General features: G+C 31.4%; 25 protein-coding genes and 1 other annotated feature. Of the genes, 2 read left to right on the top strand and 23 right to left on the bottom strand.

Features of this window, described 5'->3' with window-relative positions:
• Positions 1-12: 12 nt before the first annotated feature.
• The 13 genes from tgt to NSQ15_RS05590 form a co-directional block, all read right to left on the bottom strand.
• A complete protein-coding gene (tgt, locus tag NSQ15_RS05650; protein WP_017637061.1) occupies positions 13-1,152 on the bottom strand; it encodes a tRNA guanosine(34) transglycosylase Tgt in 1,140 nt (379 codons plus the stop codon).
• Between the two features lie 21 nt (positions 1,153-1,173).
• Complete coding sequence (queA, locus tag NSQ15_RS05645) at positions 1,174-2,199, bottom strand: tRNA preQ1(34) S-adenosylmethionine ribosyltransferase-isomerase QueA (RefSeq protein ID WP_017637060.1); 1,026 nt, start codon at positions 2,197-2,199, stop codon at positions 1,174-1,176.
• A 1-nt stretch (position 2,200) separates the two neighbouring features.
• Entirely contained in the window at positions 2,201-3,205 is a 1,005-nt protein-coding gene (ruvB, locus tag NSQ15_RS05640) for a Holliday junction branch migration DNA helicase RuvB (protein ID WP_340747001.1), read from the bottom strand.
• Between the two features lie 34 nt (positions 3,206-3,239).
• Positions 3,240-3,842, bottom strand: a complete 603-nt coding sequence (ruvA, locus tag NSQ15_RS05635) for a Holliday junction branch migration protein RuvA (protein WP_017637058.1) — start codon at positions 3,840-3,842, stop codon at positions 3,240-3,242.
• A gap of 16 nt (positions 3,843-3,858) precedes the next feature.
• The gene (locus NSQ15_RS05630; protein ID WP_017637057.1) at positions 3,859-4,314 is read right to left on the bottom strand and encodes an ACT domain-containing protein; all 456 of its coding nucleotides are present in this window, start codon (positions 4,312-4,314) and stop codon (positions 3,859-3,861) included.
• A gap of 11 nt (positions 4,315-4,325) precedes the next feature.
• Entirely contained in the window at positions 4,326-5,618 is a 1,293-nt protein-coding gene (gene obgE, locus NSQ15_RS05625; RefSeq protein WP_029055697.1) for a GTPase ObgE, read from the bottom strand.
• A 153-nt stretch (positions 5,619-5,771) separates the two neighbouring features.
• Positions 5,772-6,056 carry a 50S ribosomal protein L27 gene (rpmA, locus tag NSQ15_RS05620; protein WP_017637055.1) on the bottom strand — a complete coding sequence of 95 codons (285 nt, stop codon included), beginning with the start codon at positions 6,054-6,056 and terminating at the stop codon, positions 5,772-5,774.
• A gap of 11 nt (positions 6,057-6,067) precedes the next feature.
• The gene (locus tag NSQ15_RS05615; RefSeq protein ID WP_029055696.1) at positions 6,068-6,388 is read right to left on the bottom strand and encodes a ribosomal-processing cysteine protease Prp; all 321 of its coding nucleotides are present in this window, start codon (positions 6,386-6,388) and stop codon (positions 6,068-6,070) included.
• Between the two features lie 2 nt (positions 6,389-6,390).
• On the bottom strand, positions 6,391-6,699 hold the full coding sequence (rplU, locus tag NSQ15_RS05610) for a 50S ribosomal protein L21 (RefSeq protein WP_002451794.1): 309 nt from the start codon (positions 6,697-6,699) through the stop codon (positions 6,391-6,393).
• 280 nt (positions 6,700-6,979) lie between these two features.
• Positions 6,980-7,501 (bottom strand): rod shape-determining protein MreD, encoded by a 522-nt coding sequence (mreD, locus tag NSQ15_RS05605; protein ID WP_017637052.1) that lies wholly within the window; start codon positions 7,499-7,501, stop codon positions 6,980-6,982.
• A complete protein-coding gene (gene mreC, locus NSQ15_RS05600; RefSeq protein WP_029055695.1) occupies positions 7,501-8,343 on the bottom strand; it encodes a rod shape-determining protein MreC in 843 nt (280 codons plus the stop codon). The genes mreD and mreC overlap by 1 nt, the downstream gene beginning before the upstream one ends.
• Before the next feature lie 328 nt (positions 8,344-8,671).
• Positions 8,672-8,830, bottom strand: coding sequence for a hypothetical protein (locus NSQ15_RS05595; protein WP_017637050.1), 159 nt, complete (start codon positions 8,828-8,830; stop codon positions 8,672-8,674).
• 83 nt (positions 8,831-8,913) lie between these two features.
• Positions 8,914-9,384 (bottom strand): DUF4930 family protein, encoded by a 471-nt coding sequence (locus NSQ15_RS05590; RefSeq protein WP_340747000.1) that lies wholly within the window; start codon positions 9,382-9,384, stop codon positions 8,914-8,916.
• 160 nt (positions 9,385-9,544) lie between these two features.
• Here NSQ15_RS05590 and NSQ15_RS05585 point away from each other — a divergent pair, with 160 nt between their 5' ends.
• The gene (locus NSQ15_RS05585) at positions 9,545-9,724 is read left to right on the top strand and encodes a hypothetical protein (protein WP_217193942.1); all 180 of its coding nucleotides are present in this window, start codon (positions 9,545-9,547) and stop codon (positions 9,722-9,724) included.
• Between the two features lie 65 nt (positions 9,725-9,789).
• On the opposite strand, the gene NSQ15_RS05580 is transcribed toward NSQ15_RS05585, so the two are convergent.
• The 5 genes from NSQ15_RS05580 to NSQ15_RS05560 form a co-directional block, all read right to left on the bottom strand.
• On the bottom strand, positions 9,790-10,071 hold the full coding sequence (locus tag NSQ15_RS05580; protein ID WP_070453924.1) for a hypothetical protein: 282 nt from the start codon (positions 10,069-10,071) through the stop codon (positions 9,790-9,792).
• Positions 10,072-10,139: 68 nt separating this feature from the next.
• Positions 10,140-10,823, bottom strand: a complete 684-nt coding sequence (gene radC / locus NSQ15_RS05575) for a RadC family protein (RefSeq protein WP_017637600.1) — start codon at positions 10,821-10,823, stop codon at positions 10,140-10,142.
• Positions 10,820-11,530, bottom strand: coding sequence for a prepilin peptidase (locus NSQ15_RS05570; protein ID WP_083279991.1), 711 nt, complete (start codon positions 11,528-11,530; stop codon positions 10,820-10,822). The genes radC and NSQ15_RS05570 overlap by 4 nt, the downstream gene beginning before the upstream one ends.
• Before the next feature lie 187 nt (positions 11,531-11,717).
• Positions 11,718-12,983, bottom strand: coding sequence for a bifunctional folylpolyglutamate synthase/dihydrofolate synthase (locus tag NSQ15_RS05565; RefSeq protein WP_029055687.1), 1,266 nt, complete (start codon positions 12,981-12,983; stop codon positions 11,718-11,720).
• A gap of 11 nt (positions 12,984-12,994) precedes the next feature.
• Entirely contained in the window at positions 12,995-15,625 is a 2,631-nt protein-coding gene (locus tag NSQ15_RS05560) for a valine--tRNA ligase (protein ID WP_070453939.1), read from the bottom strand.
• 47 nt (positions 15,626-15,672) lie between these two features.
• Positions 15,673-15,924, bottom strand: a binding site (T-box leader).
• 57 nt (positions 15,925-15,981) lie between these two features.
• Between NSQ15_RS05560 and NSQ15_RS05555 the strand changes: the two genes are divergently transcribed.
• Complete coding sequence (locus NSQ15_RS05555; protein WP_029055685.1) at positions 15,982-16,539, top strand: DNA-3-methyladenine glycosylase I; 558 nt, start codon at positions 15,982-15,984, stop codon at positions 16,537-16,539.
• A 65-nt stretch (positions 16,540-16,604) separates the two neighbouring features.
• On the opposite strand, the gene NSQ15_RS05550 is transcribed toward NSQ15_RS05555, so the two are convergent.
• The 5 genes from NSQ15_RS05550 to hemC all read right to left on the bottom strand — a co-directional run bounded on the left by NSQ15_RS05550 (position 16,605) and on the right by hemC (position 21,741).
• On the bottom strand, positions 16,605-17,669 hold the full coding sequence (locus NSQ15_RS05550) for an AbrB family transcriptional regulator (RefSeq protein ID WP_340746999.1): 1,065 nt from the start codon (positions 17,667-17,669) through the stop codon (positions 16,605-16,607).
• A gap of 161 nt (positions 17,670-17,830) precedes the next feature.
• Positions 17,831-19,117: a glutamate-1-semialdehyde 2,1-aminomutase gene (gene hemL / locus NSQ15_RS05545; RefSeq protein WP_124760111.1), complete on the bottom strand. Its 1,287-nt coding sequence runs from the start codon at positions 19,115-19,117 to the stop codon at positions 17,831-17,833.
• 31 nt (positions 19,118-19,148) lie between these two features.
• Positions 19,149-20,123, bottom strand: a complete 975-nt coding sequence (gene hemB / locus NSQ15_RS05540; RefSeq protein WP_070453943.1) for a porphobilinogen synthase — start codon at positions 20,121-20,123, stop codon at positions 19,149-19,151.
• Complete coding sequence (locus tag NSQ15_RS05535; RefSeq protein ID WP_029055681.1) at positions 20,113-20,793, bottom strand: uroporphyrinogen-III synthase; 681 nt, start codon at positions 20,791-20,793, stop codon at positions 20,113-20,115. Before NSQ15_RS05535 ends, hemB begins: the two co-directional genes overlap by 11 nt.
• Before the next feature lie 21 nt (positions 20,794-20,814).
• Complete coding sequence (gene hemC / locus NSQ15_RS05530) at positions 20,815-21,741, bottom strand: hydroxymethylbilane synthase (RefSeq protein ID WP_124760112.1); 927 nt, start codon at positions 21,739-21,741, stop codon at positions 20,815-20,817.
• Positions 21,742-21,766: the final 25 nt, after the last annotated feature.

The raw sequence follows: 21,766 nt of genomic DNA, 5'->3' as shown, positions 1-21,766 counted from the left end.
ACATTCTCCTCTTTAAAAGTTTTTAGGGTTATCTACATTTAATCCATACTGTTCGAAGAATTCTGCTTTAAAATCTAAAAGTCTATCTTCTCGAATGGCTTGTCTAATATCTTCCATTAATTTTAGCAGAAAATGTAAATTATGAATAGTAGTAAGACGTATACCAAAAGTTTCTTCTGCTTTGATTAAGTGTCTTATATATGCTCTAGAATAATTTTTACATGTATAACAATCACAATTTTCATCTAATGGTCTTAAATCATCTGCAAATTTAGCATTCTTAATAACTAAACGTCCATTTGAAGTCATACATGTACCATTTCTAGCTATACGAGTTGGTAGTACGCAGTCAAACATATCCATTCCACGAATACTACATTCAATCAATGCGTCTGGTGATCCCACACCCATTAAATATCTAGGTTTATCTTTAGGCATGAATTGTTCTGTATGTTCAACCATCTCGTACATAACTGGCTTAGGTTCTCCTACTGAAAGGCCACCAATTGCATATCCAGGAAAATCTAATTCGACAAGCTCTTTAGCGCTTTGTTCACGTAAATCCTTATATTCACCACCTTGGATAATTCCAAAAAGTGATTGTTCTTCAGGACGAGCATGTGCTTTTAAACATCTTTCTGCCCAACGTGTAGTTCTTTCAATAGAATTTTTTACATATTCATATTCAGAAGGCATAGGTGGACATTCATCAAACGCCATCATGATGTCTGAACCTAAATCATTTTGAATTTGCATTGATTTTTCAGGACTTAAAAATAATTTAGAACCATTTGTATGATGTCTAAATTCAACGCCTTCTTCTGAAATTTTACGTAAATTACTTAAACTAAAAACTTGGAATCCTCCAGAATCAGTTAAAATAGGACCATTCCAATTCATGAATTTATGGAGTCCCCCAGCGTGTTTGATGATATCATTTCCAGGTTGCAACCACAAATGATAGGTATTTCCTAAAATAATCTGAGCCTCTATTTGACGCAATTCTTCTGGACTCATAGTTTTAACGGTAGCTTTAGTACCAACTGGCATAAACATAGGTGTTTCAAATGAGCCATGTGGCGTATGTACAATACCTAATCTTGCACCTGATTGTTTACAAGTTTTAATATGTTCATATGTTACTGCAGGCATAAAATATATCCTCACATTCTTTTATATAATTAACATTGCATCTCCAAAACTAAAGAATCTATATTCCATTTCTACTGCTTTTTTGTATGCATTCAAAATGTACTGTCTACTACTAAACGCTGATACTAACATGACTAGCGTTGATTTTGGTAAATGGAAGTTAGTGATCAGACCATCTATAGCTTTGTATTCAAATCCAGGATAGATAAAGATATCTGTCCAACCACTTTTTTCTACAAATTCAGAGTGATCTCTACGTATTGTTTCTAGTGTTCTGGTTGAAGTCGTTCCAACAGAAATGATTCGATGACCTTTTGCTTTTGTCTCATTTAATAAATCTGCAGTTTGCTGTGTCATTTGATAATATTCACTATGCATTTCGTGATCATCGATATTATCTACACTAACTGGTCTAAATGTTCCAAGTCCAACATGCAAAGTGATAAATGCTATATTCACACCTTTTTCTTTGATAGCTTCTAATAAACTATCAGTAAAGTGTAACCCGGCAGTTGGCGCTGCAGCAGAACCGCTTTCTTTAGCATAAACAGTTTGATATCTGTTTGGATCATCTAAGCGTTCCTTAATATAAGGTGGTAAAGGCATCTCACCAAGTTCATCCAATCGTTCTTGTAAAATGCCATCATAATGCAAGCGCATAATTCTGCCACCTTGTTCTAACTCTTCAATACACTCAGCTATAATTTTGCCTTCTCCAAAGTTAAGTTTATTTCCAACTTTAATACGCTTAGCTGGTTTTAATAGAACTTCCCAATCATTATCTTCAATTTGCGTTAACATAAGCATTTCAACTTTGGCACCAGTTTCTTCTTTCAAACCAAAAAGTCTGGCTGGCATTACTCTAGTATCGTTTAATACTAACGTATCTCCTGGTTCAAAATAATTGATTACATCTCTGAAGTGAAGATGTTCCATGTCACCGGTATTTCTATCTAAAACTAATAATCTACTTTGGTCTCTATTTTTTAAAGGTGTTTGCGCAATTAGAGATTCAGGTAAATCATAGTCGAAATCTTCAATATTCAACTTACTCCCTCATTTCATTATTATGACTAAAATGTTCATGCGCTAAAGGTGTTGCTTTTCTACCGCGTGGTGTACGTTCTAAAAATCCTTTTTGAATTAAGAAAGGTTCATATACATCTTCTATAGTAATACGTTCTTCTCCAATAGAGACAGCAATCGTATCTAAGCCCACTGGTCCACCTTTATATTGATTTAAAATACAGTTCATCATCTTATGATCAATATAATCTAAGCCATAATCATCTACTTGTAATAATTTTAATGCGCGTTTTGTAGTTTCAATATATATTTGATCATCTTCATTAACTTGTTGGAAATCTCTTACTCTTTTTAATAAACGGTTTGCTACACGAGGTGTACCTCTAGAACGCTTAGCTAATTCAATGGCACTTTCATTATCAATGTCTGTTCCTAGTACCTCAGCTGTTCTTATAATGATTTCCTTCAAATCTGCTTCATTATAGTATTCTAATCTTAAATGTACTCCAAATCGTTCTCTTAGCGGACCTGTTAAACTACCTGCTCTTGTAGTCGCACCTACGAGTGTAAACGGCGGTAAATCGATACGTATACTACGTGCTTCATCACCTTTTCCTATAATAATATCTAGGAAAAAATCTTCCATGGCCGGATACAATACTTCTTCAACTACACTACTTAAACGATGTATTTCGTCTATAAAAAGTACATCTCCTGGTTGTAAACCAGAAAGAATAGCAGCCAGATCCCCTGGACGTTCTAAAGAAGGTCCAGAAACCGTTCTAATATTAACTTCCATTTCATTAGCAATAATATTAGATAACGTAGTTTTACCTAATCCTGGGGGACCATATAATAGAACATGATCTAAAGGTTCTTCTCTTAATTTAGCTGCTTTTATAAATACCTCTAAATTACTTTTGATAGAAGATTGACCAATATATTGTTTTAATTTCGTAGGTCGTAAAGATAATTCGAAGTCAGATTCTTCACTATGTACAGATTGATCGACCATTCTTTCATCCATATCATTTCCCCCTTTCATTTGTTAAATTAGGTAATTAAGAAACCAACGTTTGTAGACCGATTTTAACTGCTTCATCAACAGAATTGATATTAGATTGTTTTAAAACCTTTTCTACTTTAGATAATTCACGTTTTGAGTAACCTAATGCTTCTAAAGCCAACATTGCTTCCTTAATCATAGGTTCATTATCTGTAGAGTTAGAAGTAATGTTCAATAATGTTTCACTATTTTCTTCAGTGATTTGAACTTTACCTTTTAAATCTAACACGATTTGTCGAGCAGTTTTTTTACCAATGCCTGGAAACTTAGTTAAATACGTATCATTTTCGTTTTCAATTGCTTGTTTTACTTCATTAGGCGTACTAGTAGCAAGTATAGCTAATGCTGACTTAGGACCAATACCAGTCACCTTAATTAAACTTAAGAACATATCTTTCTCTTCTTCATTAATGAAACCATAAAGTAATTGAGCGTCTTCTCTAACAATTAATGACGTATATATTTGAACTTCATTATCTAAATATTTTTGAAAACGGTATGAATTAGGTGTCTGAATCTCATAACCTACTCCGTTTACATCAACAACAACATGTGTTGGGAACAACTGTGTTAACTGCCCTTTAATATACGCGTACATTTTAGCACTTCCTTATTTACATACTCATGCTTATCAATTCAACTTTGGAAACATGTTCGATTTCTCTTAATGCTTTTATTACATCATCAATCATAAGTTCAGATGAAGACGCATTTAATGATAGAGTAATCGTCGCTTTATCTTCCATAGGTACACTTTGGTGAATTGTAAGTACTGATAATTCTAATTGAGAAATTGTATTTAATACTTGAGCCAACATTCCAACAATATCATTAACATATAAAATTAATGTAAATTCTCGATGATCTAATAATTTTTCATCAACTGGAAATATAGTTTCTCTATACTTATAGAAAGCACTTCTTGATAAACCGTATTGTTTTACAGCATCATAGATGGACAACTCAGAATTATTTTTCAAAGCATCTTTAATTTTCAGCGTTTTAATTACTGATTCTGGTAAAACGTCTTCGCGAATAAGATAAAATTTCTTATATTCTTTATTGTCCATCTTTCGCACTCCTATTCTATAAATTCAAATTCTCCACCAAGAATTCTTACAATATCTCCATTACTACAACCTCTTGCTCTAAGTGCATCATCAATACCCATAGAACGCATTTGTCTAGCAAATCTACGTACGGCTGGATCACTATTAAAGTCTGTCATCTTGAATGTTCTTTCAATAGCATTGCCACTAACAACATAAGCACCATCATCATCTCTAGTAATAGTGAATGTATCTTGAGAAGGAGTATGTTTATATACAACTCTGTTAACACCGACATTGTCATCTTCTTCAACTGAGAAATCAATATCTTTCACTTTATCTAATTGATCAGCAATTGTATAAAGTAATTGATCGATGTTATTTCTAGAAACAGCTGAAAGTGGGATAATCGTGTGTTCAGTACCTACTTCTTCTTTAAATAACTCTAAATTATCTTCAGCATCTGGCATATCCATTTTATTAGCAACAATAATTTGTGGTCTATCTTCTAAACGTTGTTTATATGCAACTAATTCTTTGTTTATCACATGATAGTCCTCAACAGGATCTCTGCCTTCCGAACCACTCATATCAATCATATGAACGATAACTTTAGTTCGTTCAACATGACGTAAAAATTGATGACCTAATCCAACTCCGTCTGACGCACCTTCTATTAAACCAGGTAAATCTGCCATAACGAAACTTCTGTTATCTGGTGTTGATACAACACCTAAATTAGGTTTAATTGTTGTAAAATGATACGCGCCAATTTTAGGTTTAGCTTTAGATACAATTGATAGCAATGTTGATTTTCCTACACTAGGGAAACCGACTAGACCAACGTCTGCTAGTAACTTCAGTTCTAAAGTTACATCAATTTCTTCACCAGGTTCACCTTTTTCACTGAAGTCTGGTGCTGGGTTTCTAGGTGTAGCAAATCGCGAATTCCCACGACCACCACGACCACCTTTAGCTACAATTGCTCTTTGACCATCTTCTACAAGGTCTGCAAGTACTTCTTCAGTTTCTATGCTTTTAACAATAGTGCCAGGTGGTACTTTTAAAACCAAATCTTCAGCATTTCTACCGTGCATATTACTGCTTTGACCATTCTCACCTTTTTTTGCTTTAAAGTGTGTTTGATATCTAAAGTCTAATAAAGTTCTTAAACCTTCATCTACTTCAAATATTACTGAAGCACCTTTGCCGCCGTCTCCACCTGCTGGTCCACCAAATGGTACGTATTTTTCTCTTCTATATGCAGTAATACCATTACCGCCATCTCCTGCTTTAAGAGATATTTTGACCTGATCGACAAACATATATCTCACCTCTTTTACTTAAATTAGTTTTCATTATCTTTTTAATTATATCATTAAGTGTATTTGTAGAAAAATTTTAGTTCTACCAAAAATTGACTTTTTAAACAAAATAAAACACCAGAAGTCTTCACTTCTGGTGTTATCTAGACAAAATTATTCAGCTACTGTATATACAGAAACTTGTTTTTTGTCGCGACCTTTGCGTTCAAATTTAACAACGCCGTCGATTTTAGCGAATAATGTATCATCGCCACCACGACCTACATTTTCACCAGGGTAAATTTTAGTACCACGTTGGCGATAAAGAATTGAACCACCTGTAACGTATTGACCGTCAGCACGTTTAGCACCTAAACGTTTTGATTCAGAGTCACGTCCGTTTTTTGTAGAACTTACCCCTTTTTTAGATGCGAAGAACTGTAAGTTTAATTTTAACATCGGGATACACCTCACTTATAATTTAATCTGATATTTTCATTATATTCTTCTTCAATTGTTTGTAAAGATACAAGCATTGCTTTAAGAATTAATTGTGCTTCATCGTTATCTGTATCAACACTTCTTATATGAAAATGACCACCATCATCGTCATAATCGATATCTGGCTTTTCAGTAGTCAATCCCATAATAGCATTAACACTACCAAATAATACTGCTGAAGCTCCAGCACAGACGATGTCATGACCATATTCACCATGATCAGCATGGCCATCCATAACGACATCTGTTACTTTGCCTTCATCATTAACTGTAATATCAACAGTAATCATAATTACGCGTTAATTTTATCGATAGTTAATTTAGTATATGGTTGACGATGGCCTTTTTTACGTTTAGAGTCTTTACGACGTTTGTAAGTGAATACAGTGATTTTTTTACCGCGACCGTTTTTATTAACAGTAGCTGTAACAGTAGCACCTTCAACAGTTGGCGCACCAACTTTAACTGAATCTCCACCTACAAATAATACTTTATCAAATGTGAAAGAATCACCTTCGTTTACGTCTAATTTTTCAACGTAAATTTCTTGTCCTTCTTCTACTTTGATTTGTTTTCCACCTGTTTCAATAATAGCAAACATACTTTGCACCTCCTATATTATAAGTCACGCCATATATAGGTGACATTGTCATTAAGTAAAGCGTTCGCACTCTTCGTTGTTTCATTCGTGATTCGAATCATTTATCTAAATAAACTCATCTCTCACTTATTTCAACGCCTCGATTGTCAATCGCTTTCTTTCTAATGACTTTTAACTTGAGTAAAGCGTTCACTTCACTTCAAATCAATTTGTACTTAAACCTATATTTGAGCGGTTGTATGTAGCTTGAAACTACTCAACTACTGCATCTTACCATTAGTTATATTCTACTGTCAATCTTGTTTTGAATTTTTCTCATAAACTTTAACATAATAGGATACAAAATAATTAACAATATTAAATTAAGAATGAATGTTGGTAGTAATCTTAATAATAAGAACTCCAATAGGTTAAATTGGATAAACCCTATTACACCATAAATAATGGCAACATAAATTTCTAAAAATATAGTACTTAATAGAATTACAATGAACAACATCACTGTGTCTCTGTAAAATATTTTAAAGAGTCTATCCATAATTACTACTGCTAAAATGTAACCAAACATATACAATCCGTAAATGCTTCCTAAATACAAGTCAGTAATAAGGCCGAAGAATATCGCAAGTATAACAGCTACACCAAAACCTCGGTATATCGTTAAAATTAATAAATACATTAAAGTTAAGTGTGGCACAAATATCACGTCAATTTTACCGAAATGTATTGGGATTACTATTCCTATCACTGTATCTATATAGAATAAAATAATCCCAATTAAGAAATAATAAATTCCCCGCATTAGTTATCCCCGCTTTCGTCATCGGGAATTGTTGAAGCATCACGTTTTGCAACATATACATGATTTAAATCAGATAAATCTGCACCTGTTTTCACTCTTACTTCTTTTGCTAAACCATATTGGTCATTTTCAACACTTGTAACTTCTCCTATATATAAACTGCTTGGAAGTTGATCGGCTAAACCACTAGTGACTACTTTATCTCCCTTAGAGATACTATCTTTATTATTGATATCACTAATAACTAGCTCTTCGTTTTTTGCATCATAGTGATCGATTAATCCAAATACATTTTTAGATTTATGTTGAATATTCACAGATAGTTTACCAGCACGTGTATTTGTTGATATTAAATCTACTTGTGAAGAAAATTGGTTAACTTTAGTTGTTCTACCAACAAGTCCTTCTGAAGTCATAACTGCCATGTTATTTTTAATTCCAGCTTTTGATCCTTTATCAATTACAATCGTATTCATCCATTGATCCGGATTTCTAGAAATAACTGTTGTAGATATCGGATCATATTTAGATATATCTTTCATATCTAGTTCTTTTTTAAACTTCTTATTTTCAGCCTCTAATTGTTGATTTTTGGCTTCTAATTGTTTAATTTTATTCTTCGTTTCCTTTGATTCACCCTGATTAAAAAAATTACCAATAGCTCCAGTAACAAAATTCACAGGATAACTTATCAGTCGTTGCCCGAAAGATACAGAATCCCCTACATATTGCTCGGGAGGTGATTGAGATTGAGAGCGAATAGACAAACCAATTAATGCAATAAAAACAATTATTGCACATAAAACAACAATGAGTTTGTTATTTTTGAAAAATTTAAGCACCCATAACACCTCTTATAATACTTTAAAAATTTATTCTTCTTTACTATTCTATATTACTGCTGAAATGAAATAAAGCACTAACTCTCATTAAAAAGTAATTTTATTAATGCGTAAGATTAAAAAAATAAAATAAATCTCTCAAGATGCGTTTTGCTCTAGCTTTAGTCTTTTTAATGTTTGTTAACATTGATTAGTTTGTATATAAAACGGTATGTAACTCATTTTTCTTCTATACATAATATTTCAAGCCAATTATTAGTTAAAAATAATAAAAAAGCTACTAACTTAATTAAAGCCAGCAGCTTAAAAGCAAATTATTTCTAATTAATTACTCATTATTTTTTTGTTGTTTTGCTTGTTTTTCTTGTTCTTTACGTTCTTTTTTCTCATCTTCACTATATAATGTTTCTTCTTTTCTCCAACGAGCAAATAGATTTTGAGCTTTAGTTTGTTCGTTGGCACGTTGTTCTTTAGATTTTTCGACCATTGTCCACACCAACCTTTTTATTACTCTATATATAAAGGCTAACTCATTTGGAGCATGATTTCAAACATACACTACAATTAATGTTAATAAGCTTGATTATTTTTCAATTCAATATTTTGACCTAATTCATGTAAATCTTGTTGCATTTCAAATTCATTATTATAAACTCTGATAGAATCAGATCCAAATTTATATATAATAAATTCGTCTCCTCTTTGGCCTGCTAAATATTCATCATTGTAGCCCATTCTACCTATACCTGATACTGACATAAATTCTTTTTTATCTATCATATTAAATACATTCTTTATTTGACTTGTCGGTACGTTTTTAATAATATCATTATCTTCGAGTGAATAACGCTTACCATGTTGTAGTTGTTTAGAATTATTAACAGGGTTATCCATATTTCTTTCTGTTTGATTTGGAGGATTACTTATAGGGTTCCATTCTTGATCTCTTAAAAATGGCGCATACTTTAATGCGATATAAATAATGATTAAAATGGCTATGACTGCTATAATGTTTTTTATTATGCTAAATATGAATCTCATTATATATCCTCCCTTTCCATTTAAACTATTATATATAATCACAACGTAAAAATATATAGGGCTAGGGTTGTATCATAGATATATCTATAGACTGATGTCTTATTTATTAAAATTTATTATGATATAAATATGAGTTTCATGCTGTTAGGAGGTTTCCTTTATGAGTTTATTATCAATCATACTGATTGTATTACTTGTTATCTTACTCTTTAGAGTAGGTGTATCAATATTAAGATTTTTAATATCAGTTGGTATTATCATTTTATGTTTGTATCTTGTTTATCAAGGTATTGTATGGCTTATGGATAATTATGATAATTTGATCGCTTATATTCAATAATATAAAAGCTATGAAAATGAACAGTTTTATTGTGATGTTCAATCTTCATAGCTTATTTTTTTAAGTTATTTTTTAAACGTATTTGATAAAAAATTAAAGAAAATATAACTTAATGCAAGTAATACTCCCCAAATTACACCAACTATAATAGATCCAATAATGACAAGTAAAATGGAGTTGTGTGATTTCGTTACCATTGTTCCGATAGTTGTTGTAATTACTATTCCGACTACAGAATAACCAATTGTGTGTAAAAATAATTTCAAATTCATAGCTTGGTTTTTAGCATTTAATCGCATAATAAATATAATTGGAATCAATACACCAATTATAAGAAATATAGTCATTTAAATGACCTCCTGGCTTATCTTTTCTCTTATTATACTATTCATTAAAAATTAATTCTAGAAACAGTTTATTCTTCTTCAAAATACCCTAACTCTACTAAACTTGTGAACTGGTTATCACCAATAATAATATGGTCTAATAAATGTATTCCTAAAATCACACCACATTCCCTTAATCTAAACGTAGTATTAATATCTTCTTCTGAAGGTGTCACATCACCTGACGGATGATTATGAACAACTATCATAGCATTGCACGATTCTTTAATTGCAACATTAAATATTTCTCTAGGATGTATGATAGAACTGTTCAAAGTTCCTATAAAAACACATTTTTGCTTAATAACCACGTTTTTTGAATTTAACAATAAAACATAAAAATGTTCCTGTTCTAAATCCTTTAATTTAGACATCATTAAATCTGCTACATCACTTGGACAAGTTATTTTTACGGATTCATGATGAGATAAACGATTCATTCTTTCACCTAATTCAAATGCTGCTTTCAAAGTAATCGCTTTATAATAACCTATCCCCTTCACTTTAATTAAGTCTTTAATAGAAAGTTTTTTTAAATCTTTAAGTGACGATGTATGACTTAATAATTCATTTGCTATATCAATACTTGAAAATCCTTTTCTACCAGTATTAATTAATATAGCTAACAATTCAGAATTTGATAGAGTGTCAGTACCATAAGTAAGTAAACGTTCTCTAGGTTTCTCTGATGTTGCCATTTCTTTGATTTTCATATAAATATTCCTCCTAAAAAATCATTCAATAGTGGAAAGTAACTAGATACAAAAATAAATGATAAAAATATAAATGGAATAAGCGGAATGCGAGTGATATTGGGATTCAAGAAGATTTTAATGAAGATTGAAATGAATCCTCCAATTATGAAAGTGAAAAGTACAATGTAAAATATATATTCAATAGGTAAAAATAAAGAGAATATATTAAAGAGAAGAATGTCACCATATCCAATATATTGATGGATAATTAAATAGCAAATATGACTAATGATAAAAGTTAAAAAGAATGAATGTGGAAAAGTGTGATTTGTGAAGAACAATATAAGTAAGAACGTAATCAAAAAATGAATATTAATAGAGAAATAATCTATATCATTGAGAGACATAATTAATAAAAATAGATAGATTGTTAAATATATTTGGGGATTAGTATGGATTACATTGTAATAAATCAATGGTATGGGAAGCAGTGCTAGGATCTCACCAATTATATAATTATATTTCAAACGTTTATGGCAGCACCTTGAAGTACCTCTAAGTATGAGGAAACTAAAAATTGGAATTAAATCAATATATTTAATAGTTGTTTTGCAATAATCACATGTTGATCTTGATATTAAATATTGTAATTTTACTTTATCTATCGTCGAGAACTGATATAAAAAACTAAATAGTATCGAAGAGAAAAAAGCATAAACTAACATTAAGCACCCCTTTCAAATACATTATATCACAACAATAAAATAAGTAAATAATATTTAATTGTTATATAATTCATAACCAACCTCTATAAAATTAATATACAAAAAAACTGTCGATACAATTTTTAATTTGTATCGACAGTTTAATAAAGCCTCTTAAAATATAAGGATAATACTGCAACTTACTTATTTATTCAAAATTTAATCTAGCTTTAACTTCACTTATAAAATATAAACTACCAGTAATGACGAGACCATGTCCATTATAATTTTCAATAAACTTCGTATAATCATCAACTAATTCAACATTTTCAATGTTTTTATTCTCGATGATTTCTTCTTTTGCTAAAGCTTTAGGAAAATTAAAATCAGTCACGTAAAATTTAGAAGCAATTTCTTCCAATTTATCTAACATGTCACTAATAGGTTTACCTTTAATTGCTGAAAATAATATATCAATTTGATCTCTGCCATAATAATATTTAATAGTATCAATTAATGCTTCTACACTTTCATTATTATGGGCACCATCAATAATCATTAAAGGTTGATCTTTAACTTGTTCAATTCTGCCTACCCAGTTTACATTTTCGATGCCATCTATCATTTTGTTAAAGTCTAATTCAATAATGCCTGCTTCATTTAATTCAATTAGTGCAGTTATTGCTAATGCAGCATTTTCTTTCTGATGATCACCTAGCATATTTAAAATGATAGTTTCTAATTCATAATCTTTATATCTATAAGTAAATTCATCGTCTTGAGAAACTACAACAATTTCTCTATCCAGTTCAATAGGTGTTGCATTTTGTTCAACTGCATAGTCACGAATATATTTCAAAGCATCTTCGTTTTTCACAGAATATATTATCGGTGTATTAGGTTTAATGATATCACCTTTATCTTTAGCTATATCTAAATAACTATTTCCTAAAATATCAGTATGATCTAAACCTATACTCGTTAAAATAGAAATAATTGGATTAAATACATTCGTTGAATCATTTTTTATACCTAAGCCCGCTTCGATAATAACAAAATCAACAGGGTGTATTTCTCCAAAATATAAAAACATCATCGTTGTAATAATTTCAAATTCTGTTGCATTACCAAGCTCAGTTTCTAGTTCTAAAGTTTCACTTACAGGTTTTACACGAGAGACAAGTTCAACAATCTCGTCATTTGTAATTGGTTGGCCATTTAAACTTATACGCTCATTAAATGTTTCGATATAAGGAGAAGTAAAAGTCCCTACTTCATAATTATTCTCAACCAATGCTGATCTTAAATAAGCCACAGTTGAACCTTTGCCATTCGTACCACCAACATGTATTCCTTTTATATTATCTTGAGGATTATTTAGTTTTTCTAACATCCATTCCATACGTTTCACGCCTGGTTTGATGCCAAACTTCGTTCTTTCATGTATCCAATAAAGGCTTTCAAGGTAATTCATGACACATACTCCTATGATTTTAATTGTTCAATTCTTGCTTTAACACCATCATATTTTTCTTTATAATGCTTTTGCTTTTCTTTTTCTTCATTAATAATTTTTTCGGGTGCTTTATTTACAAAGTTTTCGTTGGCTAATTTCTTATCTACTCGGTCAAGTTCACTTTGCAATTTATCTAATTCTTTTTCTAAACGAGCAATTTCTTTATCCATATCAATTAATCCTTCTAAAGGTAAAATGACTTTGCCTGCTAATACTACAGAAGTCATAGCTTTTTCAGGAATTTCGATATTCACATCTATATTTAATTCACTAGGATGACAGAATCGTTCAATGTAATCAGCATTTTCAGTAAGTGTTGATTTAATATTTTCATCTTTAGCTTGAATCATAATTGGTATCGCTTTAGATAAAGGTGTATTAACTTCAACTCGTGATTGTCTTACTGATTTAATAATCTCAACTAGTTGTTGCATCGTTTGTTTACTATCATCAAACATTAATTCTTGGTTTACTGTAGGCCATGCTGCATTAACAATTGTTTCTCCTTCATGAGGCAAGCTTTGCCAAATTTTTTCAGTAACAAATGGCATAAATGGATGCAACATTCTCATAATACGATCTAATACATAACTTAGTACAGAACGTGTTGTTTGTTTTTGTTCTTCATCTTCACCATTCATTGGTATTTTACTCATTTCAATATACCAATCACAGAACTCATCCCAAATGAAGTTATATAACGCACGACCTACTTCACCGAATTCATATTTATCACTTAAATCAGTCACTGTCGCAATCGTTTCATTTAATCTAGTTAAAATCCATTTATCTGCTAAAGATAAGTTACCAGATAAATCGATATCTTCAACATTAAATTCTTCCCCAATATTCATTAAACTAAATCGTGCTGCATTCCAAATTTTATTAATAAAATTCCACACAGATTCAACTTTTTCTGTTGAATAACGCAAATCTTGACCTGGTGCTGAACCAGTAGCTAGGAAGTATCTTAAACTGTCTGCCCCATATTCATCGATAACATCCATTGGGTCTACACCATTACCAAGAGACTTACTCATTTTGCGTCCATCTTCTGCTCTAACTAAACCATGTAATAGAACATCATTAAAAGGTCTACGATCTGTGAATTCAAGACCTTGGAAAATCATACGAGCTACCCAGAAGAAAATAATATCATAACCAGTTACAAGCGCATTGGTAGGGAAATAACGTTTAAAATCATCAGCATCAGTATCTGGCCAACCTAAAGTTGAAAACGGCCATAGCGCACTTGAGAACCATGTATCTAAAACATCTTCATCTTGAGTCCAGTTCTCAATATCTTCTGGCGCACTTTCACCTACAAAAATTTCACCTGTTTCTTTATGATACCAAGCAGGAATTTGGTGGCCCCACCATAATTGTCTTGAAATAGTCCAATCACGAATTTCTTCCATCCAACGATTAAAAGTATTTTCAAATCTAGGAGGATAAAAATCGATACGATTATCAGTTTTTTGATTATCTAACGCACGTTGTGCTAATGGCTTCATTTTTACAAACCATTGTGTTGATAAATATGGTTCGACTACAGCACCAGATCTTTCAGAATGTCCTACTGAATGTTCGTGCTCTTCAATTTTAATAACTAAATCTTGCTCTTTTAAATCTTCAACTAGTTGTTTACGACATTCGAATCTTTCAAGTCCTTCATATTTTCCAGCTTTATCATTCATATGACCTTTTTCATCCATAACGATGATGTTTTCTAAATCATGACGTTGACCAATTTCGAAGTCATTAGGATCATGTGCAGGTGTTACTTTCATTGCACCAGAACCAAATTCAATATCGACATATTCATCTGCTAAAATAGGTAGTTCTCTTCCCACAATTGGTAATATAACTTTTTTCCCTATAACATCTTTATATCTTTCATCATTAGGGTTAACAACAATCGCTGTATCACCTAACATTGTTTCTGGTCGAGTCGTTGCAATTTCAATATATCCATCGCCGTCTGCATATGGATATTTAAAATGATAAAACGCACCTTGAACATCTTCATGGATAACTTCAATATCAGATAATGCAGTACGCGCTTGAGGATCCCAGTTAATAATACGTTCTCCTCTATAGATAATACCTTTATTATAAAGATCTACGAATACTTTTTTAACAGCTTTACTTAAGCCATCATCTAAAGTAAAACGTTCTCTACTATAATCAAGTCCAAGTCCTAATTTAGACCATTGTTGGCGAATAAATGAAGCATATTCTTCTTTCCAATCCCAAGCTTGTTCTAAAAATTTCTCACGACCGATATCATGACGAGAAATACCTTGTTCATTAAGTTTAGCTTCAACTTTAGCTTGAGTAGCAATTCCGGCATGGTCCATACCTGGTAAATATAACGTGTCATATCCTTGCATACGTTTCATACGTGTAATAATATCTTGTAATGTAGTATCCCAAGCATGACCTAAATGTAATTTACCGGTCACATTAGGTGGTGGAATTACTATTGTGTAAGTTTCTTTATTTGTATCTTCTGATGGTTTAAAGTAACCATTTTTCACCCATTCATCATATCTTCCCGCTTCTACTTCGCGTGGATTATATTTTGGTTTCATTTCCATATTGTTGTTTCCTCCTCAAAAAATAAAAAAGAACACCCTTCCTATTATCATAGGACGGATGTTCCGTGGTACCACCTATATTCAAGAAAGTATTTTAGATTAAGATTTTATCTTATCCTATACTTTCGAGCACTCTAGAATTGATTAACGCTCAAACACGCTTTTGCCTACTATCGATACAATTATTCAGCAAAAGAACTTAGTGGGCTACCTTCAGTAACAATTATCTATGTATTTTCACCAACCATACACTCTCTAATAAGTAATTAAAACCTACTCTTCCCAAACATTATATTCATTTACTTAATTATAGTATAATGGAAATTCACATAAGTCAATCTATTAGGAGGAATTTTATGAACCCTTGTGCCTTTGGTACTAAAGATCCTATTTATATTGAATATCATGATCAAGTATGGGGACAACCCATGTATGATAGCAAAGATTTATTTAAATTATTAGCCTTAGAATCTCAACATGCTGGACTGTCCTGGCTTACTATATTAAAAAAGAAAGCATCGTATGAGGAAGCTTTTTATCAATTTGAACCTGAAAAAGTTGCATCAATGACTGAAGATGATGTCGATAGATTAATGGATTTTCCTAATATTATTCATAACCGTAAAAAAATAGAAGCTATTATTGGCCAAGCTAAAGGTTATTTAAAAATTGAACAAGATTATGGTAGCTTTAGTGACTATTTATGGTCATATGTTGATGGTAAACCTATAGATTTGGGATATGAAGTACCTGAAGATCGAATTACCGTTGATGAACGTGCAACTCAACTTTCTAAAGATTTAAAGAAATACGGATTTAAATTTCTAGGTCCAGTCACAGTATTTTCATTTTTAGAAGCTGCAGGTCTATATGATGCACATTTAAAAGACTGCCCTCAAAAACCTAAGCATTAACTGGCTATAATATAAGCGCATATAATTGGTATACAATCACACCATTTATATGCGCTTATTATAATTTATTGCTGTCTAGCTCTATATTTTAGGAAATAATTGATTAAAGGCGCTATTAAAAATAATATAAAAAAGATTCTAAATATATGATAACTTGAAATCATAGCTACATCTGCACCAGTTTCAATAGCAACCAACACTATTTGACTCATACCTCCTGGGGCAGCCCCTAGGAATAATTCATTAATAGAATCATGCGTGAATAGATGTAATACACATACCATTATAAATGCAGCTATAATGAGCATTATATTTTGAAATGCAATAGCAACCGAAATTCTTCCCTTTAAATCTGAAAGTAGTCTTGCAATTTGTAATCCTATTCTAATCATATAGATTACTTGTGCAGAAGCGAGTAACCAGTTGTCTAATGCAAAAGTAATATCAGTAGATATATTCCATATAATTAATACAACAATTGGTGCTAATAACTGTTTTGTAGGAAAATTAATTTTTGTCATTAGCCAATATACTAAAATAATGGAGACAATTAATATACAAACTTGCCAAAAATTTAGTACATGAGTTAGCGGTTGTGCTTTAACTATATGTCCTTCACTACTTTGATCGTTTTTAAAGAAATATGAAATTAATGGGACTAAGATGACTACAAATATAATACGTGATGTTTGTGTTAAACTCACTACCAGTATGTTCGCTTTTTTATCTTCTTCAGCCATGACTAACATTTGGTTCAATGCTCCTGGAATCACACTCAATATAGCCGTTTCAGTATTAACTTTAGCTATTTTTTTAAAGAAATAAGCAATTAATAATGCTAAAACTAATAATAATACTGACACTAATACAATTGAAAACCAGCTTGCTTGAATATCTTTTATTACAGTTCTAGTAAAAGTAGAACCAATTTGTACACCTAAACAAATCAATCCGATTTGGCTTAACCAAAATGGCCATTTTATATCTAATTTAAATACTTTAATACATAAAATGGCGGCTATGATAGGACCGAACATAAATGGCAATAAGATATGTGATACTTTTAGAAGCAAACTTATCAACACAGATAATACCAATATTATCAGGTTATTTATATATATTGTTTTCATTCACACACTACCTTTATTAAAGTATCAGGATTTATTATAATTACGTTATTTTATTATACCAATACTAGCTATATATTAAACGAGCCATACTCATTTGCTTAGCAAAAAGTATGGCTCTTTTAATATAATTCAAAACATCAATTTCTATTTTAAATAGTTAGTTATTTTACAATTCGACTTAATGAGTTATCAAAGGCTTGAATTGTTTTTTCAATATCTTCTTGAGTGTGTGCAGTTGATAAAAATGTACCTTCAAATTGAGATGGTGGTAAGAATACGCCTTCTTTTGCCATTTCTCTATACATCTCACTAAATAATTTTAAGTCACTTTTATTTGCTTGTTCGAAGTTTGTAACTGGACCTTCATTTAGGAAGTATCCAATCATTGAACCTGCGCGGTTAACAGTAATTGGAACATTATGTTTTGCAAACACTTCTTTTAGTCCTTTTTCAAGTAAGTCACCTAATTCATTGAAATAATCATATGATTCTGGTCTTAATTGACTTAAAGTTTCGTAGCCACTTGTCATTGCTAAAGGATTACCTGATAAAGTACCCGCTTGATAAATATTTCCTACAGGAGCTATTTGATCCATTATTTCTTTTTTACCACCAAATGCGCCTACTGGTAAACCTCCACCAATAACTTTACCTAAACATGTTAAATCAGGTGTTACACCAAAATATCCTTGAGCACAATTATAACCTACTCTAAAACCAGTCATAACTTCATCAAATATCAACAGAGAACCATATTCATTAGTTATATCTCTTAGACCTTGTAAAAATCCTTCAACTGGAGGAACAACACCCATATTACCTGCTACTGGTTCAACGATGATACCCGCAATGTCATCACCATATTTTTCAAAAGCAAGACGTAAAGATTCAAGATCATTATAAGGAACTGTGATAGTATTTTTAGCGATACCTTCTGGAACACCAGGTGAATCTGGTAAACCTAATGTAGCAACGCCTGACCCTGCTTTAATTAATAATGAATCACTATGTCCATGATAGCATCCTTCAAATTTAACTATTTTATTACGTCCTGTATAACCACGTGCTAATCTTAACGTATCTAATGTTGCTTCAGTTCCTGATGATACCATTCTAACTTTTTCAATTGATGGAACTCGATCAATTACTAATTGCGCTAATTTATTTTCTTGTAATGTTGAAGCACCGAAGCTCGTACCATTATCTACAGCTTTGTGAAGATTTTCAATAACTTGTTTATTTTTATGACCTAAAATAAGTGGTCCCCAACTAAGTACATAGTCGATATATTCATTACCATCTATATCGTAAATTTTTGAACCTTCTGCATGATCCATAAAAATAGCTGGTGTATCTACTGATTTAAAAGCACGAACCGGGCTATTAACACCACCTGGCATTAAGTCTTCAGCAACTTCCATTGCTTTAATTGATTTTTCATATCCCATTGTATTTGCCTCCTCTTTATTAATCATTTGGTTATTTATCTAAATACTGGCAAATATCTTTAGCAAAGTAAGTAATAATCATATCTGCACCAGCACGTTTCATTGAAACCATTTGTTCCATAACTACTTTTTCTTCATCAATCCAACCATTTAAAGCAGCTGCTTTTGTCATACTATATTCCCCACTTACATTATATGCAACAACAGGAATATTAGTATTATTTCTAACATCGCGAACAATATCTAAGTAACTTAAAGCTGGTTTAACAATCATCATGTCACAACCTTCTTTTAAATCACTTTCTAATTCTCTAAGTGCTTCTAAACGATTGGCAGGATCCATTTGATATGTCTTACGGTCTCCAAATGAAGGAGCAGAATCAGCTGCATCTCTAAACGGACCGAAGAAACTTGATGCATATTTAATACCATAACTCATAATTGGTACATTTTGATATCCTGCATCATCTAATCCTTGTCTAATTTCTGCTACAAAGCCATCCATCATATTACTTGGTGCTATGATGTCTGCACCTGCTTCTACTTGAGAAATAGCTGTTTTAACTAATAAAGGTAATGATTTATCATTATCAACATCATGAGTATGATCATCAATGACGCCACAATGGCCATGGTCTGTATATTCACATAAACATGTGTCTGCAACGATTAATAAATCACTGTACATTTTTTTAGCTATTCTAGTTGCTTCTTGAATAACACCATTATGATCATATGCACCAGAACCAACATCATCTTTTTCATTAGGTACACCGAAGAACATAATTGCTCTAATACCTAAATCATAAGCTTCTTTTATTTCTTCGTGTAATAAATTCAAGCTTATTTGATATATACCTGGTAGTGATTTAATTTCACTTTTCACGTCATCTTTTTCAACTACAAATATAGGATAAATTAAATCTTCTTTTCTAACATGTGTTTCTCGCACCATATCTCGCATTGTTCGAGAAGAACGTAATCTTCTATGTCTATCAAATTTCATTTTTGTCCCTACTTTCTAATATTTTATCTATTATCGACGCTAATGTTTGTTTATTTGCAATCTTTACTGTTTGATTAAAAGAATGAAGTGTTTCAGCCGTTTGCTTACCAATTGCAAAGTAATGATCAAACTTAGGTATCGGGTCTTCATTAAAATAATAACGCACTGAAGACGAACTTGAAAATGTTAAAGCATCAATTTTGTGATTATTGATTAGAGATTTCACTTCTTTGATATTTTGATAATTAGGTATAGGTTCATACAAATCAATTTTAACTACATCATTTGTTTTTGATAACTCATCATATAAATACGGTCTAGCTTGTTTACTTGATGGTAAAAGTATCTTTTGATTGTGTTCTGAGAATTGATTTATAAATCCTTCTTGTGAATAATCAATTGGAATGAAATCTACTGATATATCTAATGATTGACAATATTCAGCAGTTTTTTTACCTATTGCAGCTACCTTTTGATAATTTACCAAATTCATATATTTTAAAAAATATTTGACTGCATTTTTAGACGAAAAAATAAGCCAGTCATAGTTATTTTTTAACAAGTTTTCATCAAAATAAAGTGATTGTATTTCTATAAATGGTTTATGAATAATCTCAACCAAATCACTTTGAAATTTACTTGTTTGTGTCATAACTACAACTGGTCTCATTTTTAAGTGTCACCTCGAAGATTATTGTTCTTCATTTAATTTCCTAATAATTTCATAAGCACCTTGTTCTTTTAAAACACGACTAACTTCTCTACCAAGTTCTACTGGAGAAGTACCTATAGCAGTATGTTCATATCGTTCAGTACCATCAGGTGTCATGATTAATCCTGTGAATTCTATTTCTTTACTGCCATTAATCGTAGCATAGCCACCGATAGGAACTTGGCAACTACCATCCATCTCAGCTAAAAATGTTCTTTCAGCAGTCACACATTTTTCTACATCTTCGTTATGAACTTCTTTTAAAAGCTCTAACAATTCAGCATCATCGCTTCTACATTCAATACCTAATGCACCTTGACCAATGGCTGGAAGTAAAATATCTTTATCTAAATAAGTTGTCACTATATCATCTGACCAACCCATACGTTTTAATCCAGCAGCGGCAAGTATAATTGCATCATAATCTTCGGTTTCTAATTTTTTTAGACGTGTATCAATATTACCTCTAATCCATTTTATTTCTAAATGTGGATATTTGGCTAAAATTTGAGCACCTCTTCTTAACGAACTTGTTCCAACGATGCTTCCTTCTGGCAACTCTCTTAGAGGAGTATGATCTTTAGAAATATATGCATCAAATGGAATTTCTCTATCAGGAATACATCCTAATGTCAGTCCTTCTGGAATAATACTTGGAACGTCTTTTAAAGAATGTATAGCCATATCTATTTCTTTATTGAATAATTCGTTTTGGATTTCTTTAACAAATAAACCTTTGCCACCAACTTTAGATAACTGTTTATCAACAATACGGTCACCTTTAGTTACTATTTCTTTAATTTCTATATCTAAGTCAGGTCGTACTTGTTTCAATTTATCTATAAATTGTTGACTTTGTGTTAAGGCTAGTTTACTTCTTCGAGATCCAACCACTAACTTACGCATTTTGCTGCCTCCTAAACAATCACTC

It is taken from the genome of Staphylococcus sp. FSL W8-0774, from assembly GCF_038006785.1.
GTDB classification, from domain to species: domain Bacteria; phylum Bacillota; class Bacilli; order Staphylococcales; family Staphylococcaceae; genus Staphylococcus; species Staphylococcus pasteuri.
Note: the sequence above shows the minus strand (reverse complement) of the source record. Positions and strands in the feature narration are given on the sequence as shown.